General features: G+C 44.9%; 19 protein-coding genes. 9 read left to right on the top strand and 10 right to left on the bottom strand.

The genetic code is table 11. From position 1 onward, the window contains the following. The first annotated feature begins 14 nt into the window (after positions 1-14). Genes RLN88_RS16200 through chrA form a run of 6 tightly spaced genes read left to right on the top strand, consistent with a single transcriptional unit; the run spans position 15 to position 5,914 of the window. Positions 15-335, top strand: a complete 321-nt coding sequence (locus tag RLN88_RS16200) for a 2Fe-2S iron-sulfur cluster-binding protein (protein ID WP_350222460.1) — start codon at positions 15-17, stop codon at positions 333-335. After that, a complete protein-coding gene (locus RLN88_RS16195) occupies positions 336-923 on the top strand; it encodes a thymidine kinase (protein ID WP_350222459.1) in 588 nt (195 codons plus the stop codon). Continuing rightward, positions 874-3,039: a type IX secretion system anionic LPS delivery protein PorZ gene (gene porZ / locus RLN88_RS16190; protein ID WP_350222458.1), complete on the top strand. Its 2,166-nt coding sequence runs from the start codon at positions 874-876 to the stop codon at positions 3,037-3,039. Before RLN88_RS16195 ends, porZ begins: the two co-directional genes overlap by 50 nt. Continuing rightward, entirely contained in the window at positions 3,039-3,716 is a 678-nt protein-coding gene (gene recO / locus RLN88_RS16185; RefSeq protein WP_350222457.1) for a DNA repair protein RecO, read from the top strand. Before porZ ends, recO begins: the two co-directional genes overlap by 1 nt. Positions 3,717-3,766: 50 nt before the next feature. Next, entirely contained in the window at positions 3,767-4,729 is a 963-nt protein-coding gene (locus RLN88_RS16180; RefSeq protein ID WP_350222456.1) for an isopenicillin N synthase family dioxygenase, read from the top strand. A gap of 3 nt (positions 4,730-4,732) precedes the next feature. After that, on the top strand, positions 4,733-5,914 hold the full coding sequence (chrA, locus tag RLN88_RS16175) for a chromate efflux transporter (protein WP_350222455.1): 1,182 nt from the start codon (positions 4,733-4,735) through the stop codon (positions 5,912-5,914). 51 nt (positions 5,915-5,965) lie between these two features. On the opposite strand, the gene RLN88_RS16170 is transcribed toward chrA, so the two are convergent. From RLN88_RS16170 to RLN88_RS16125, 10 genes are all read right to left on the bottom strand, one after another. Then, positions 5,966-6,493 (bottom strand): OmpH/Skp family outer membrane protein, encoded by a 528-nt coding sequence (locus RLN88_RS16170; RefSeq protein ID WP_350222454.1) that lies wholly within the window; start codon positions 6,491-6,493, stop codon positions 5,966-5,968. Between the two features lie 67 nt (positions 6,494-6,560). After that, positions 6,561-7,094, bottom strand: a complete 534-nt coding sequence (locus tag RLN88_RS16165) for an OmpH/Skp family outer membrane protein (protein ID WP_350222453.1) — start codon at positions 7,092-7,094, stop codon at positions 6,561-6,563. Positions 7,095-7,119: 25 nt separating this feature from the next. Further along, the gene (locus RLN88_RS16160; protein ID WP_350222452.1) at positions 7,120-9,774 is read right to left on the bottom strand and encodes a BamA/OMP85 family outer membrane protein; all 2,655 of its coding nucleotides are present in this window, start codon (positions 9,772-9,774) and stop codon (positions 7,120-7,122) included. After that, complete coding sequence (gene uppS, locus RLN88_RS16155; protein ID WP_502880111.1) at positions 9,771-10,439, bottom strand: polyprenyl diphosphate synthase; 669 nt, start codon at positions 10,437-10,439, stop codon at positions 9,771-9,773. The genes RLN88_RS16160 and uppS overlap by 4 nt, the downstream gene beginning before the upstream one ends. A 135-nt stretch (positions 10,440-10,574) precedes the next feature. Next, positions 10,575-11,312: a type IX secretion system protein PorG gene (gene porG, locus RLN88_RS16150; protein WP_350222451.1), complete on the bottom strand. Its 738-nt coding sequence runs from the start codon at positions 11,310-11,312 to the stop codon at positions 10,575-10,577. Then, positions 11,269-12,351 (bottom strand): hypothetical protein, encoded by a 1,083-nt coding sequence (locus tag RLN88_RS16145; RefSeq protein ID WP_350222450.1) that lies wholly within the window; start codon positions 12,349-12,351, stop codon positions 11,269-11,271. Before RLN88_RS16145 ends, porG begins: the two co-directional genes overlap by 44 nt. A 156-nt stretch (positions 12,352-12,507) precedes the next feature. Next, complete coding sequence (locus RLN88_RS16140; RefSeq protein WP_350222449.1) at positions 12,508-13,374, bottom strand: NAD kinase; 867 nt, start codon at positions 13,372-13,374, stop codon at positions 12,508-12,510. 5 nt (positions 13,375-13,379) lie between these two features. Further along, positions 13,380-14,042, bottom strand: a complete 663-nt coding sequence (locus RLN88_RS16135) for a CBS domain-containing protein (RefSeq protein ID WP_350222448.1) — start codon at positions 14,040-14,042, stop codon at positions 13,380-13,382. Positions 14,043-14,062: 20 nt separating this feature from the next. Beyond that, complete coding sequence (locus RLN88_RS16130; RefSeq protein WP_350222447.1) at positions 14,063-14,608, bottom strand: CvpA family protein; 546 nt, start codon at positions 14,606-14,608, stop codon at positions 14,063-14,065. A 1-nt stretch (position 14,609) separates the two neighbouring features. Then, positions 14,610-15,059, bottom strand: coding sequence for a GatB/YqeY domain-containing protein (locus tag RLN88_RS16125; protein WP_350222446.1), 450 nt, complete (start codon positions 15,057-15,059; stop codon positions 14,610-14,612). A gap of 51 nt (positions 15,060-15,110) precedes the next feature. Here RLN88_RS16125 and RLN88_RS16120 point away from each other — a divergent pair, with 51 nt between their 5' ends. The 3 genes from RLN88_RS16120 to RLN88_RS16110 are packed head-to-tail and all read left to right on the top strand — an operon-like array spanning position 15,111 to position 17,627. Continuing rightward, positions 15,111-15,827, top strand: coding sequence for a pyridoxine 5'-phosphate synthase (locus RLN88_RS16120; protein ID WP_350222445.1), 717 nt, complete (start codon positions 15,111-15,113; stop codon positions 15,825-15,827). 36 nt (positions 15,828-15,863) lie between these two features. Then, positions 15,864-17,216 carry a DNA recombination protein RmuC gene (locus RLN88_RS16115; protein WP_350222444.1) on the top strand — a complete coding sequence of 451 codons (1,353 nt, stop codon included), beginning with the start codon at positions 15,864-15,866 and terminating at the stop codon, positions 17,214-17,216. 33 nt (positions 17,217-17,249) lie between these two features. Continuing rightward, entirely contained in the window at positions 17,250-17,627 is a 378-nt protein-coding gene (locus RLN88_RS16110) for a co-chaperone GroES (RefSeq protein ID WP_350222443.1), read from the top strand. Positions 17,628-17,689: the final 62 nt, after the last annotated feature.

Genomic DNA, 17,689 nt, shown 5'->3' with positions numbered 1-17,689 from the left:
TGAATTTGATGAGGATGCCAACCGTAGTTATTGATAACCTGCAAAGTAAATCTATTCATTGTGAGGATAAAAGGGAAAGTTTGCTCGATATTTTGCTGAGCGGTACAGACTGGATGCATGCCTGTGGAGGCAAAGGAAGATGCACGACGTGCAAAGCGAAAATTCTGAAAGGACGTGAGCATCTTTCACCTCTAACCCGACCGGAAGAGCAATATGTGAAATTGAATAAATTGCGAGAGGATGAGCGATTGACCTGTCAGACTTTCATCTCCGGGGATGTGACTGTGGAGGTGCCAAAGGAGACACAATTACCGCATTTGAATTACTCAAAATAGATGTTTGTAGAACCACATATAGGAAAAGGGACGCTTCGTAGAAGTGGTTGGATTGAAGTGGTGTGTGGATCCATGTTTTCGGGAAAAACAGAGGAGCTGATCAGACGTCTGAACCGGGCGATGCTGGCCAACCAGCACGTGGAGATCTTCAAGCCTGCATTGGATAAACGATATGATAAAGTGAAAATCGTCTCTCACAAGGATTCCTCCATTCAATCTACTCCGGTAAACTTTGCGAATGACATACTTCTGAGATCGGGAAGTTGTGAAGTTGTGGGGATCGATGAGGCACAATTTTTTGATGAGGAGATTGTGCGGGTGGCCAATGAGCTGGCCAACCAGGGCAAGCGGGTGATTGTGGCCGGGCTGGACATGGATTTTAAAGGGCTTCCGTTTAAGCCGATGGATGCACTCATGGCAATTGCTGAGTATATTACCAAGGTGCATGCCGTATGCATGAAGTGTGGAAATGTGGCGTCTTATTCACATCGCCGTACTAAATCCAAGCAAACGATAGTTTTAGGAGAAAAGGATATTTATGAAGCTCTATGCAGATCTTGCTTCTTTGAAGCTGTGCGTACTAAGTAGTCTGATCCTCCTGACCGGGTGGTTTAGCCATGCCCAGGACATTGCAATGGGTACCTGGCGCACGCATTTCAGCTATCGGGATGCAAGGCACCTGGCCGTCACGGATAGCAAAATCTTCTGTGTCACGGAAGGTGGATTTTTCTCCCGTGAGCTGACCAATGGCTCTCTCCGAAAACTATCGAAAATAGACGGCCTTTCTGATGTGGGCGTTTCTGCTTTGAAGTATAATGCTGATGTAAACGTCATGGTTATCGGTTATCGATCCGGGTATGTAGATTTTGTGTTTGAAGATCAGGTTCTATCCATCACTGATATAGCTGAGAGCAGCCTAGATGTAGATAAATCTATTAATGATATTGCCTTCAGGGGACCTCAAACGTTTCTGGCCACTGATCTTGGCGTAATCGTGGTAACCACTGCGGAGGCGGAGATCACGGAAAACTTTGTGCAGATTGGCACAGGTGGGGCAGCCGTGGAGGTGCTGGAAATTGAAGCATTGGACAATACACTTTTCATTCGCACCGAAGAAGGAGTGCAATCTGGAAACCTCAATGCCAATCTGCTCGACTTTGAAAGCTGGGAGCGGTATACGGGCAGTTCCGGCTACTCGAATCTGGCACTGGTGGGTGGTGACTTGTATGCCCTTTCCTCCGGGAGTTTGCTTCAGCTTTCGTCCGGCGCTTGGCAGGATACTGGCTCGAATCTGCCGACGGGGGCGTCCAAACTCTTTGATTCTGAAGGGCAGTTATTGACGGCAGGGGGTGGCTCAATTTATAATTACATAGGTACAGGGTTTACTTCAATTGCCTCAATTGCTTCAGAACAGGTTAATGACATTGAATTAAATGAAGGTGCATTTTTCATTGCTGATGGTGAGAATGGCTTGGTTGATGAATTGGGAGAGCAGCTATCACCCACCGGACCGTGGAGCGATGATATGTCAAACCTCCGTGTTATTGAAAATCAACTTTATGCGTTTCATGCTCCTTCGCCCTTTTCCTTTACTGGTTCAGAGGAGCAGGATTTTTATTCACTTTTTGCCGAGGGCGATTGGTCGGTCAATAAGATCGATGGATTTGCAAATGTCTCGGATGTGGCCACCTACCAGGGTAGCAGGTATTTTTCTTCCATCGGATACGGCCTGTATGACGAAACAAATGGCATGGTAATCAGGGATATCCCCGAGAGTGGCACTGAGCCAGACACGATGATCACTGCACTTGCTTCAGGAGATCGATTGTGGGTATCTTCTTTTGGCAGCACAAACCCCATACACACGTTGACAGAGGAAGGTTGGGAATCGTTTTCGTCGGTCACTTTGCTAGATAATGAATTTCTTACTATTGATTTATCGGAAATTGGGGTGGCTTGGCTGGGCAGTGCCAGCGATGCAATCACCGTCTTTGAGCCTCTTGAAAGTCAGGTTGAATGGATCAGCACCTCAGATGGTCTCCCCTCTTCATTTATCGATATAGCCATCAGTGTGGAGGACAATGCCTGGGTGGCTACCTCCAGGGGCCCGGCGTTCTATCCGGATGCCTCCTTTGTATTTTCCAATGGGGAACCTATCCTGCCCACGTTTGAGAACCGAGTACTTTTTCAGGATGAGCAGATCAATGCGGTGATGACGGATGGGGGCAACCGCATCTGGTTTGGCACCAACAGTGGGCTGTGGGTCTATGATGAAAACACCTCGCAGCAGGTGGCGGTATTCAATGAAGCAAATAGCCCCCTTCCGTCCAACCGAATTATCCAGCTGGATTACAATGGGGCCAACGGGGAAGTTTTTATTCTGACGGACAAGGGCTTGGTTTCCTACCGCAGTGCATCTTCCGTAGGAAGTCGTGTGCATCGTAATGTGAACATTTTTCCCAATCCGGTAAGGCCGGAATACCAGGGCCTGGTAGGGCTCACAGGGCTTGCCAGAAATGTGAGTGTGAAGGTGACTGACATCAATGGCAATCTGGTGAAAGAAGTGAAGGCCAATGGCGGTTCGGCTTCCTGGGACCTGCGAAACCAAAATGGAAACAATGTGCAAACAGGGATCTATTTGTTTTTTAGTTCCACCTCGGATGGCGAGGAGACATATGTGGGAAAAATAGCCGTGGTACGCTGATGATCGCCAAATCCAGGGGGATCGTGCTCAGCTACATGAAGTATGGCGATACTTCCATCATTGCACGGGTATTTACCGAAGAGTATGGGTATGGATCCTACATCGTCAATTCGGTGAGAAGCCAGAAGTCAAAAAAGAGTATCGGACATTTTCAGCCTTTTTCGCTCTTGGACCTTGTACTTTATCTGAAAGAGACCCGTGAGCTTCAGCGCATCTCAGAGTTTAAAAGCCATCATCCCCTGCACTACATCCACAACGATATGACCAAGAGCTCGGTGACGCTTTTTCTGACAGAGGTTTTTTCTAAACTACTCCAGTCTGAGCAGTCGGCCAACCCAGACTTGTATCAGTTTGCGGAGGAGTCGATCAAAGCGTTTGACCTTCTTAAAAAGAACATTGCGAATTTTCACCTGCAGTTTCTCCTGAAGGTGGGGCCACACCTGGGCTATGCCATTGATGATATCGAAAACCTCTTTAGCTCTACCGGGAAGCTGGCACCCTCTAATGAGGAGTATCACACCATGGATCTGCTAATGAAGGAGCCATTTGGAACAGATATACTTATGTCGCGAACAACACGAAATTCGATGTTGGAAATTATTTTGAATTATTACCAGCATCATGCTCATATTAGCAGACCGAAATCACTGGAGGTTTTGCGGAGTATTCTGAATTGACTTTCAGTTGATTTTATTCTGGATTAACTTAAGGAACTAATTGACTAGACATGGCTGAGATATTATACGATCAGGTTCCCTCACTGGACTTAGCGGATTTTACTCATGGGACTCCTGACCAAAAAGCGAATTTTGTAAGAACCTTGGGAGAAGCTTACACCAACATCGGTTTTGTATCCATCAAAAATCACGGACTTTCGGACGAGCTGACCAAAAACCTTTATGCCTCGGTGGAGAAGTTTTTCAGGCTCCCAGATGAGGTAAAATTGAAGTACGAAAAGAAGGAGCTGGCCGGACAGAGGGGCTACATTAGCAAGGGGCGGGAAAAGGCCAAAGGCAGAAACACAGGAGACTTAAAAGAATTCTTCCATGTGGGCCAGCCGGAGCAAAATCAGCGCGAAGACTATCCTGAAAATATCTGGCCATCCGAGGTGCCGGAGCTGGAAAAATATACAACTGAAGCCTATCTCACCCTGCTTCAGACAGGTATGCACATGCTTAGGGCGATAGCTTTGTATCTGGAACTCCCTGAAAATTATTTTGACGAAAAGGTGAAAGAGGGCAACAGCATCCTTCGTCCGATTCACTACTTCCCGATTGAAGATCCGGATTCCCTTCCGCCGGATGCGGTGAGGGCGGCAGAGCATGGGGACATCAATCTAATTACCCTCCTGATGGGTGCGAGTGCAGACGGACTTCAGGTGTTGCGCAGAGATGGAAAGTGGATTCCGATCACGGCCTTGCCGGAACAGATCGTGGTGAATGTGGGTGATATGCTGGAGCGCCACACCAACAATAAACTCAAGTCGACAATTCACCGGGTAGTAAACCCTCCGAGAGAGCTGATGCATACGTCGCGGTTCTCCATTCCTTTTTTCATGCACCCGGTATCGGAAATGGACCTTTCCTGCCTGGAGAGCTGTGTGGATGACGAGAACCCAAAAGCATTTGATGACATTACGGCCGGGGAGTTTCTGGATGAGCGGCTTAGGGAAATCGGACTCAAAGCTTAGTCAATGTCATTCAAGCGGGTCAGAGGATTTATCTTTTTGAAGGACGTGTTTGCACTGTCCATTACAGCCTTTGGTGGGCCTCAGGGACATTTCGGGATGTTTCTGGATTTGCTGGTAGGGAAGAGAGGTTATCTTACTGAAGAAGACCTGATTGAACTTTATGCACTTTGCCAGGTCTTGCCCGGCCCCACATCTACGCAAACCATTACTGCGCTGGGTTATAAAATAGGTGGCCCCAACCTGGCCTACCTGACTTTACTGGTCTGGATGCTCCCTGCCTTTTGCATCATGACTACCTTGGCGATTTTGGTGACTACTGCACAGGATCTTGACTTTTCGTTGGATTTCCTAAGGTTTATTGAGCCAATAGCGGTGGGTATCGTGGCATATTCATCCTACAAGATCACGATCAAAGTGGTGAATACCAAGATCGGTGTGGGCTTGACGATTTTCTCAGCTTTTGCATCCTTTGCTTTCAAATCACCTTATGCATTTCCGATTCTGATCATTTTGGGAGGCCTGGCTACCACGTGGAAGTACAAGCGGCAGCCTATTGAAGAGAAGGAGAAAATCAACATTAAGTGGGCCAACTTGATCTTGTGGATCTCAGTACTTATCGCCGCTGCTGTATTGGGTGGGGTCACCCAGTTTCAGTCAATTAAAATCTTTGAAAACTTCTATCGGAATGGAAGCTTGATCTTTGGCGGTGGGCAGGTATTGGTACCACTTTTATACACAGAGTTTGTGGAGTTTAAGCAATATCTCACATCTCAGGAGTTTATTTCAGGATATGGGTTTGTGCAGGCGATTCCGGGACCGGTGTTTTCGTTTAGTGCGTATGTAGGAGCCTTGAGTGCCCGTGAGTTAGGCATTGGAGGTCAAATCCTGATGGCTGGCATGGCGGCTATTGGCATTTTTTTGCCGGGCACATTTCTCATCTTCTTTGTGATCCGCTTTTGGGAGCAGCTGAAAAAGTACCGTCTGATCAGGGCCTCCCTGGAAGGGATAACAGCCGTGAGTGCAGGAATGGTGATTGCAGCCGCTTTTTTGCTTTTTATGCCCATGGAGCAAAAACCGATCAATTTCATTCTGCTGTTCGCCACTGTTGGGATGATGCACTTTACCAAAGTGCCAACACCATTTATCATTGTGGCCGGGCTGCTTTTTGGAATCATTATCGCATAAAAAAACCCCGATGAATTCATCAGGGTTTTCAAATCTTTCAGTTCGAGTTTCTTAGTTACCTGCTGGCGGATCAATACCTAGCTTCTTCAATACCAGGTTAGTCACATTATCTTCATCTCGTGCATAAAGGAGGATGCTCTGCCCATTTGCAGTCAGGTTGAAAACGTGCGTATATCCATTTTCTTTCGACACTTGCTCAATAGCTGTTCCGATTTTTTCGAATGCAGGCTGAAGAAGCTGATTTCTTTTGTTGATCATGGAATTTTGAGCGTTTTGCTCAAACTGCTGGATAGATGTCTGAAGGTTTACGATTTCATTTTCCTTATCAGCTCTAACAACGTCCGTGTAGCCTTCAGCGTTTTGCTGGTAGTCAGCTACCTTAGATTGGTAGTCTGCATACTTTGCCTCTAGCTGTGCTGAAAGTTGCTTGTCATACGCTGCAAGCTCACTTTCGATTTGTTTTGCCTCCGGTAAAAGGCTCAATACATAGTCTACATTTGTATAGCCTACTTTTAACTGCGCCATCACTCCAAAACCGATCACAGCGAGGGCAGTACTTAGTAAAATTCTAGCTTTCATATCAATTAACTTTTCGTTTTATGGTTTAGACTTTCGTCTGTTGGTTCTAATTATTCAATTATTATGCTCAATTATTTCCTACGCTTTGGTTTTCTACCAACCCAAGATCCTCAAGCACGAAATCTGTGTAATCATGGATAGGGTCTGTGTAGATCATCACCAGGTCACCAGATTTGTCAAATACAATCTGGAGCCTGTTATTCTTAGCCACTCGCTCCACCGCTTCGAAAACCTGATCCTGAATGGGTTTTACAAGCTCTTTTTTCTTCAGGAAGTAAAGTCCGTCAAACCCAAAGATAGACTGCTGATACTCCTTCACTTCAGTCCATTTTCTCTCTATCTCAAGGTTTCGTTCTTCCCACATTTCTTTGGTAAGAAGCACCTCCTCAGCCTTTAACTCCACCTCCAATGCCTCTACCTGCTGATACAGGGCCTGAATTTCCCCTTCCCACCCCTTGGCTAGTTTCTCAATCTCTGCCTGAGCATCTTTATACTCCGGCATTTTATCCAAGATGTATTGGGTATCTACATACCCAAATTTTTGCGCAAATGTAACGGTGGTAAGAAATAGTCCAAAAAACAGCAGAAATAACTTTTTCATGATATTTACCTTTATGACACTGCCATTAGCGAATCTGTTGGCCAATGGAGAAGTGGAATTGTGGACCGGCATTTTCCAAAGTACCATCAACTCGATCAAACCCATAGGCCCAGTCAATCCCCATAAGACCAAACGCTGGCATGAAGATTCTAAGGCCCAGGCCAGCGGATTTTTTTATGTTGTATGGGTTGAATTCTGCAAACCGATCCCAGTTGTTTCCACCTTCTACGAACGTGAGTGCATAGATTGTCGCTGATTGTGCAAGTGAGATAGGGTACCTAAGTTCCATTACATATTTATTAAATAAAGTACCACCTTCGATGTTGTTGACCCGATCGATAGGTGTGATGGAGTTGTCAGGATAACCCCTTAATCCAACTATGTCAGTACCTAGCAGGAAGTTCTGTCCGGTAAGTCCCGAGCCTCCTAGCTGGAACCTCTCAAAAGGACCTACATCTGTTTTGCTGGTATAAGTACCTAAGTACCCAAAGTGAGCCCTTGCTTCCAAAACCAGTTTTCCTGTCAATGTTAGGTAGTACTTGCTGTCAAAGTTCCACTTATGATACTCAAGCCATTTGTATCGATCCTCGGGTGCCGCATTTTCATAGTCCAAATCTCTCCATAGCGAATATGGAGGTGTAAATGAAGCACTTAGGGAAATACTTGATCCGTTTTGCGGATACATTGGCTGATTGATGGAGTTTCTGGCAAAGGTTGTATTGAACGTGAAGCTATTGGCATCTCCTGTAGCAAATCCCAGTGACCTACTGTTGAATTGGAACAGGTCATATCTTTGATAAGAGACACCTGTGCTTACGGTAAAGAAATCATCCGGCCACCTAACTCTTCTTCCCAGTGAGGCTGATATTCCTGTAACCTTTAGCCAGCCCAATGTCACATCTCGTACTCTGTCAATGGACCTTTGGATGGATTTACTGAAGCTCAAGCCAAAGGAATTGGGTTTTCTACCTCCCAACCAAGGCTCTACAAAACTGAAGGAATAGCTTTGGAAATTTCGTCCGTTTGCCTGAAACCTAAGCGATAAACTCTGGCCATCACCCACCGGCAATCCTCTCCAGTGCTCCGGCTTGGTGATATTCCGTACAGAAAAATTGTTGAAAGTGACCCCAAAAGTTCCTACGAAACCGAAGGCTCCTCCCCACCCTCCGGATAGTTCGATTTGGTCATTGGATCTTTCCACAAGCTGCCACTCGATATCTACTGTCTCGTTAATTGGATCTGGTATTGGCACTGGATTTACCTGTTCAGGATCGAAGTAGCCAAGCTGAGAAAGCTCTCGCTGCGTTCTGATGAGTTCAGCACGGCTAAATTTGTCTCCAGGTCTTGTTCGGAGTTCCCTCAGGATTACATGGTCATTGGTCTTGTCATTTCCACTAATGATTACTTTATCGATGGTGGCCTGGGCACCCTCGTATATTCTCATTTCCAGATCAATGGAATCCTGAGCCACTCTTACTTCTACCGGTGTAATACTGAAGAACAAGTAGCCATCATCCATGTACAGGGAGCTGATATCTGCTCCATTAGGATTAAAGTTGAGTTTCTTATTTACAAGGTCCAGGTCATACACATCACCTTTTTCAATTCCCAGCACTCTCTGCAGCTGATCATCAGTATAGATGTAGTTTCCGGACCAGGAAATATCTCTGAAGTAATACTTATTTCCTTCTTCCACGGAGATGTCGATATTCATGAATTTGTTTGAAATATCGTAGGTGGTATCGGTTACAATCGCCGCATCCCTGTATCCTTTAGAGTTATAAAAGCCAATTAGCAAATCCTTGTCAGCTTCGTAATCTTCCTCAACAAACTTGGCAGATTTGAAAAAATTAAGATTCACGTGAGTTGCGAGGTATTCCCTCGCTTCCTCTTTGCTTGTTTTCTTTGACCCTTTCACAAAGTCTATAAGGTTGGGCGGCCATATGAGCTTTGCAGTTGTTTCGATTATTTCTGTAGGAAGGGCAAACTTTGGCACCATTCCCGTACTTTTTAGCTTTTTTCGAAGCTTAGCCGAGGTGAATTGCTCATTGCCGTCAAACTGGATGTTTCTGATCTTTACTTTCTGGCCCTTGTCAATTGTAATTTTCAGGTAGGCACTATTTCTAAGCACCGTATCATTTTGCTGGATTACATTCACCTCAGCATTGAGGAAGCCTTTGCTTTCCATGTATTTCATCACGGCAAGCTCAGTATTTTTGACCACCACATCCGTCAAAACCTTGCCTCGTATCAGACCTATTTTTTCTTCGATTTCTCCCTGCCTGCTTTTACCAACTCCCTCAATAACGTATTTGGTCAATCTTGGCCGTTCGGTAAGTTCTATCACCAGCCAAATCTTATCACCTTCCACTTTGGAAGCATAGATGGACACATTCCCTATGATCCCCTGATTCCAGAGTTTTTTGATTGCTGAAGTGATCTCATCGCCCGGTACTTTTATTTTATCTCCTACTCTAAGACCGGATAGGGAGATTAGTGCATTGTTATCCAGAAACTGGACACCCCGTACCTCAATATCAGCAATCTCGTATTCTTTTGGACTGGAGTAATTGATAGAAACACCTCCACTTGAGTTACCTTGGTTTCTACCAAAAACCACCTGTGATTGAGCTTCATAAATTGCCGCCATGGCAAGTACAACAATTAATATTTTTTTCATGCTTTCACTTGATCACTCGTCTTTCCAAACCTTCTTTCTCGTCTTTGATAGGAAATGATTGCTTCGTATAAATCTTTTTTTCTAAAATCAGGCCAAAGTACTTCACTAAAGTGTAACTCCGCATAGGCCAACTGCCAAAGTAAAAAATTGCTGATCCGCATCTCCCCACTTGTCCGGATCAATAAATCCGGATCGGGCATCCCCCAGGTAGATAGATGCATATCTACATCCGAAGGTTCGGTGACTGCAATTCCTTCTTGTATGATCTTGTTCATCGCTTGCACCAGGTCCCACTTTCCACTGTAGTTAAGGGCGAGCACCAGCTTCATTCCGGTATTGGAACTTGTCAGGTCAATCGCTTCTTTTAACTTCTCCTGAGCCTTAACAGGCAAGCCAGCAGTATCCCCGATGGTAGCCAGGCTTATATTATTTTCCTGAAGGGTGGGGAGCTCATCCTTGATGGTATTTACCAATAAGGTCATCAGCCCATCCACCTCATACTTTGGCCGCTCCCAGTTCTCCGTGGAGAATGCATAGAGCGTGAGAAATCCCACACCCAATTCTGCCGAACCTTCCGTAACACTCCTTACCGCCTCAATCGCATTTTGATGCCCAAATATCCGTTTCACACCCTGCTTTTGTGCCCACCTTCCATTACCGTCCATAATCACTGCTATGTGCTTAGGGATGTTTGTTCGGTCTATTTGGTTTATCAGTTGTTCCAATACTCTTTTGAAAAAGGCTACAAAAATGGACTTTTTTTTACTTAAAGCGAATGGTAGCCAATGATTTAACTTCTATTAACGAGAAAGAATGGATTGATTGGGACGATAAGGGAATGGGCATGGAACGTTGAACAATGTGATACTAAAAGTGATCCCTGTAAAGAAGTACCAATCATCGTCTTTTGGGTTGCCGTACTGATAGTCTTTAATGGTCTGATCATTGTCAGAAATGCCGTCCAGATAATCAAAGAATGTTTTTCTGGCTCCAGCCTCAAAACCGATGGTATATTTTTTCTGAATAAGGTATTTGAAACCTACACCGAGCGGGATTACCGGCTGAATTTTTCCTACATCTTCATTTTGCGGCGCATCGCTGAAATTGATGAATCCTACACCTCCAAAAATGTATGGGGAATAGTTTACCCTCGAACCCTCATTCTTGAAGTCTAGAAAGTGATACTCAAAGACGGAGGATATCTCGAGAATTGTGGAGTTGAATGAATGGTCTCGCTCTACGGCGAATGCGTCAATGGGAGTTTCAGATCCCCTCACCTTGCCAATAGTAAGGGCAAGCTTTACGGTGAGAATCTCAGAGAAGTTCATCCGATAGAACGCCGTGCCGGCGAAAGATGAGGTTGAAAAGCTGTATCCCCTGACCAGGTCTCCGGAGTAGTTCATGGACCCCAGCCCCCCACCAAACTCCATAAACTGGGCTGTAGAGTTGAATCCAATAAGTGCTAAGAAAATGAATGAAAATTTTCGCAAAATATCACCTGTATTTTGCCCGTCTTCTCGTCGTTCCTCCAAGTACATAAGATACTTTTATCTGAGTAACGAAAATCATGTCATTATTGTCTGGGTTTCCTCTCTTAGAGCCATCAATACCTGTACCCACATTCCCTTCTATGAAATAACTGTGTCCTTCACCATGGTTATCAATTATTCTCAAGTTTGTCAAATCCCGTGCTTTGCCTTTCGAGCTAAATGGAACAGCTCCTCTGTCAGACATAATTCTTGCCAAGTCATCGTCAAACTGATTCAAACCAACGTAGTTGGTGCTTACGTCATCTATGTAGTCTGTAAACATGTACCTGATGCCAAACTCCATTCCTGCGGTCAGTTGTGTGTTCGGAATCCTCATTTGAGCGCCAATAGCTACCGGGATAGAAATTCCAATGTTTTTGTAAGGCTCTACGATTCCCAGATTTTGCCCTTCTGTGCCAAGTGGTCGAAGTTTCACCCATTCTCCAGCCTGAGGTGCTGCCACAGAGCCATCCTGAGCACTTTGATAATCAACATCAGGAACCTTCCCTTTTGGCTCGTGATGGAAAACTGCCGCTCCCAGTGACAGGTAAGCATTGAATGGAAGTCTTTGACTTGGGCCTCCGTAGTTGGGGAAAAGAAAAATTTGTAAGGCAAGTCGGAATTCCTTGATATCATTTCTAAAACTCAGGTTTCTGGCATACCGTGCGAAACCATCTTCACTCCCCGGATCCGATGCAAAATCGTCCCCAAATACTCGCACCCAGTTTATTTCTGCGGTGACTGCCATGGAGTGATGAAATTTGTATCCTCCGTACAATCCAAAACCCGGCCGGGTGAATGAAACATCGGTACTGGCTGCTTTATTTACCGGAGCTAGATCACCAAAGTAATTTCCTGCATTGATATTCGCCCCAACGAAAGTATAAGGCTCGAACCTGCCGTATCCCCTAACCCCGCCTTTATAATGAGATACTTTTTTGTTTGTTTTTCTCCGTGCCTTGTATTTATTCCGCTGTGCTTCGGCAGAGTCTGCCAGCCCCAGCATGGCCACAGAAAGTAAAATAATTAGGAGACTTTTGAGTTTCATAGTTCACTCGTTAAAACACAAAAATAGGTGTTTGTTTATTCTTTTATTTAAATGCGCTGGTTAAATCGCTAGATATCAACGCCTAAAAGTAGTGAAAGAATACACTTTTTCACTGTACTGAAAGGAGACATTCGGTAAAAGGAGTGTAAAACCTGATTAATTCCGCTTGTCAAAGCCCCAGCCCAGCTTGTTTCGAATGGTATCAGGAAAATTAATCCCCTCAATTCTAATCAGCTTTGCTTTGAAGGGTGCTTTTTTTACTGTCAGATGTACGTCATTTTCGATGGTTTCGGATCTTGAATCCAGCGAAATAAGGAAACTTCTGTTTCGCGTTTCAATTTCGAATCGCAGTTCGGAATCGTCAGACACAATTAATGGCCTTACGTTGAGGTTGTGTGGGCTTACTGGTGTTATCACAAAATCCTTAGAATCCGGCATCATTAGTGGTCCACCGCAGCTTAGCGAGTAGCCTGTAGATCCAGTAGGAGTTGCCACCATCAGTCCGTCTGCCCAATATGTATTCAAGTAATCTCCGTTAATGTAGCATTTGATCATAATCATTGCTGAGGAATCTTTTCGGAGGATGGCGCATTCATTCAGTGCGTAAGTTTTGCCATTGAAAAGGTTTAGGCTACTCTCCAGGGATAGCAAGGATCTGCTTTCTATTTCATATTTTCCTTGAAACAAAAGGTACAGAGACTCCTTTATAAATTCTTTCGCTATAGATGCCAAAAAGCCCAGGCGACCCATATTGATGCCAAGAATGGGTACTTCGCTCTCCCCAACCCATAAAAGCGACTCAAGAAAGGTACCATCCCCACCCAGACTAAATACCGCATCGTAATCTTCAGTAATCTCATCGGTGATATTTTCCTGATCTTTTAGTAAGGCAATATTTCGCGAATGAAAAATGGTGGTAAACCAAATTTCTACCCCCTCTTTGTTCAGGCGGTCTATGATTTGGGTTAGGTATTTCTCAGAATCTCTCTTTACCGGTAAGCCGTGTAAGACTATCTTTTTCATCAGCCTCAAGGATCAAGAAATTTCATGAGTAAACCAAAGCGATCTTTCTCGTCAAACGAATTGTCTTCGGTATTGAAGGAGGAGGTGACTTTATATCCACTTTTGGAAAGCCCGGTGGCTATCTGGTTTACATCCTGATGGTTTATCCTCAGCACTATTTCTATTAAGGAGGGGTCATCCAAATCCGGTTTCACGTTGGCACCCAAAATGGTGGAGCCATTCATCTCCACGATACGGGCGATTTCAGCAAGGGAATAGTCATTGAGACTTGTTCGTAGTGTTATGATTGCACCTTGAGAATTTACAATGGCAGTCTTGGCAAATTCTTTCAGGATGTCTGAAATGAGCACCACTCCTTTAAATTCATCTCCGGCAAGTACTGCCACCATTTCCAATTGATGGTCATTTTGAACCTTGAGAATATCGTAATAATGACCGGAGGAGCTGATAACGCAGGACTGTCCAATCAGCGGGTATGCCCCAACTTCCGGATGCATGATTTCTGAATCATAAAGAAGGTCTTCTGAGATAAATCCTAGCAGCTTATTGTCCTGAACTACGGGTAGCTCCTTTACCCTAAACTCATCCATCCATTGTTTGGCTCGGGCAATGTCATCACCCGGCTTTAGCGGCGGAACCATGTAGTTTATGAGTTGTTCAGCGATCATATCAACAATCTAATTAAAATTTAGATGGCCGTGATGTAGGTGTCTTTTCCTTTTGGCATTTGATCCATTGAGTCTATCAAATCCCTGATAAATGGAATTACCTCACTTAGCCAGCCAAATACTGTTGGTCCAATATGTACAATATACGGAAAAATGAAAGTATCATCTGCATACCTTTCGATCAAATCAAATCCCACTGACTCAAAGACCCAGAAGATAATACTGATGATAAATGCTGCCTTGAATGCCCCGGCAAAAGCCCCAACCAGGTTGTCCAGCGAACCAAAGATGGTCATATCTACCATATTTTTCAGAGCCTTTGCACCTGCCTTGATTGCGAGGGTAAGCAGCAGGAACAGTCCAAAGAAAACCAGAATGGCGGCCACATCGAAGTAGCTGCTCTCGCCAAACAACCCAACTGATACCGGCACAGTGAGCTCTAATGCCAGGAACAGACCAATGAAAAAGGCCAGGAAAGAAAGAAGCTCTACAATAAACCCATTCTGATAGCCTTTCACTCCTCCAAGAATTAGGAGGATCAATATGATGATATCGAACGTGCCCAAATTAGCTCAGTAGTTTTTTGGCTAACGTCGAGATCATTTTTCCGTCTGCTTTTCCAGCCAGTTTTTTGGAAGCAGCCCCCATTACTTTGCCTATATCCTGAGGGCCCGCGGCTCCCACTTCTTCGATGATTTTTTTCACTTCGGCTTCTACTTCTTCTTCCGAAAGTTGTGTTGGGAGGAAGCTCTCAATCACCGTAAGTTCTGATTTTTCGGTGGCAGCCAGGTCGTCTCTTCCCTGCTGCTCAAACACTTCAATGGAATCTTTCCGTTGTTTTGCCGCTTTGATCAGAAGTTTCATTTCGGCATCTTCAGACAACTCACCGCTGCTTCCTTTTTCAGTTTCAGCCAAAAGAATTTGAGATTTGATTGCGCGCAGGGCTCTCAAGCGATCCTTGTCTTTATTGAGCATCGCCTGTTTTATTTCCGATTCGATCGTGGATTTTAAACTCATTTTTCATTGTTTTTAATTGAACAACTTTGCGAAGAAAAACATTCTTAGGCTATGACCCAACTTAGCGTAAATATCAACAAGATTGCCACCCTGCGAAATGCGCGCGGAGGGGACAATCCAAATGTGGTACAGGTGGCGAAAGACTGTGAGCGATTTGGCGCCCAGGGAATCACCGTGCATCCAAGACCAGATGAGCGTCACATCACCCGACAAGATGTGTACGACCTCAAGGACGTAGTGACTACTGAGTTTAATATTGAAGGCTACCCGGATGATCGGTTTATGAAAATCATTGAGGAGGTAAGGCCCGCACAGGCTACTCTGGTTCCAGATCCCCCCAATGTGCTTACCTCCAATGCGGGCTGGGACACTGTCCGGCATGAAAAAAAGCTGACCGACATCATTACTCAGATAAAAAGCTGGGGAGTTAGAACATCCATTTTCATAGAGCCGGAAAATCACCTGATGGACGGAGCAAAGAAATGCGGAACTGATCGGGTGGAGCTGTATACGGAGATGTACGCTTCAGCATATCATCAAAATCGGGAGCAGGCGATAAAGGATTACAAGTCATCGGCATATTATGCGCATGAGATTGGGCTGGGGATCAATGCCGGCCATGATTTGGATTTGAAGAATCTGAAATACCTGAAAAGCCAGATTTCGTTTCTTGAGGAAGTTTCCATAGGCCATGCACTAGTGTGTGATGCACTGTATTTTGGTTTAGAAAATACGATCCAAATGTATTTACGTGAGTTGGACGTTTAAAAATGCTAAACATTTTAGCAAAATGACTATTTTTGAATGATGGAGTTATCTAGTCTGATTTTTTTGGCTGTGGGATTGGCCATTGGTGTGCCGATGGGCTGGCTGGCATTTCGCGCCAGAAGTAGCTCCAGGGTACCGGAGACTGAAGAATTAAAGATTCAGCTCAAGCTGGAGCTGGAGCGATCCAAGAAACTTTCGGGGGAACTACAAGAACTTAATAATGAACTAAGACAGGAGCGTGAAGAGGTTCTGCATCTCAACAATCAAAACTCCACACTAAAGGCAAATTACCAGAACCTGCAATCTAGATTGGAGGAGCAAAAGGGAGAGCTGGGCAAGCTTCAGGAGAAATTTGCGATTGAATTTAAGAACCTGGCCAACGAGATCTTTGAAGAGAAAAGCAAGAAATTCACAGATCAGAATAAAACCAACCTTCATGAACTGCTGGGTCCTTTAGGTCAAAAGCTGACTGAGTTTGAGAAGAAGGTGGAGCAGACAAATAAGGAAAGCCTGGAACGAAGCACGGCACTCCGAGAGCAGATCATCGGTTTGCGGGAGCTCAATGATCGCATGACCAAAGAAGCGGAAAACCTTACCAAGGCGCTGAAGGGGGATGTGAAAATGCAGGGCAACTGGGGTGAGGTGATTCTGGAGAGAATTTTGGAGAAATCCGGACTAGAGAAAGACAGGGAATACTTTATTCAAGAAACGCTTCATTCGGAGGCTGGTCGTAGATTACGACCAGATGTAATTATCAAACTACCCGACAATAAGAATCTGGTAGTGGATGCTAAGATGTCCCTCATCGCCTATGAGAGGTACATGAATACCGAGGATGAGTCTGAGAAAGAGCAATACCTGAAGGATCACATACTTTCAGTAAAAGCGCATGTAAAGGGTTTGGCAGAAAAGAATTATCACCAGCTTTTTGATGGTGGTTCGCTGGATTATGTGCTCATGTTTGTGCCGATTGAGTCGGCTTTTGCGTTGGTGGTTCAGCATGGCGGTGAGCTTTATAACGATGCGCACGAGCGGAGCATCATTATTGTAAGTCCGGCCACACTAGTGGCTACACTCAGGACCGTTTCCAGCATCTGGAAGCATGAATATCAGAATAGAAATGCACTGGAAATAGCCAGGCAGGGGGGTGCATTGTATGATAAGTTCAAAGCCTTTGTAGATGACCTGATCGAAGTGGGTAAGTCATTGGATAAGTCGAAGCACCAGTATAGCCAGGCCATGAACAAACTGGTGGAAGGCAAGGACAACCTCATCAGAAAGACAGAGCGCCTCAAAGAGCTTGGGTCAAAAACCTCCAAGTCTATGGATGATAAGCTGCTGCACCGGGCAGGGGCAAAAGATGATGAGGACTCACCAAAGCCGTTCTAATACCATTTAATTTTGCACGCTTAATTGCTTGATATGGAATTGACTTCAGACAATAAGCTGAAAAACATTATAGTGGTGGGTGATCGCGTATTAATCAAACCTATGAAGGAGACCCAAAAGACTGCCAGCGGAATTTACCTGCCGCCGGGCGTACAGGAGAAGGAGAAAGTGCAAAGTGGATACATTGTAAAGGCTGGTCCGGGATATCCCATCCCACACTCCATGGATGAGGAGGAGTGGAAGCCAGAGGAGGAGAAAATCAAATACATTCCTCTACAGGCAAGAGAGGGAGACTTGGCTATATTCCTACAGAAGGGAGCATTCGAGGTGCAATACAACAACGAGAAGTATTTCATCGTACCCCAATCATCCATACTGATGCTAGAGCGGGAAGAGGATCTCTTTGACTAAAATTGCATTTTTTAACGATTTTCTAAGATAATATTCGGGTAATTCGTACTTTTAGAGAAGAT

Origin of the sequence: Ekhidna sp. (assembly GCF_040223195.1) — a bacterium.
Taxonomy (GTDB): Bacteria; Bacteroidota; Bacteroidia; order Cytophagales; family Cyclobacteriaceae; genus Ekhidna.
Note: the sequence above shows the minus strand (reverse complement) of the source record. Positions and strands in the feature narration are given on the sequence as shown.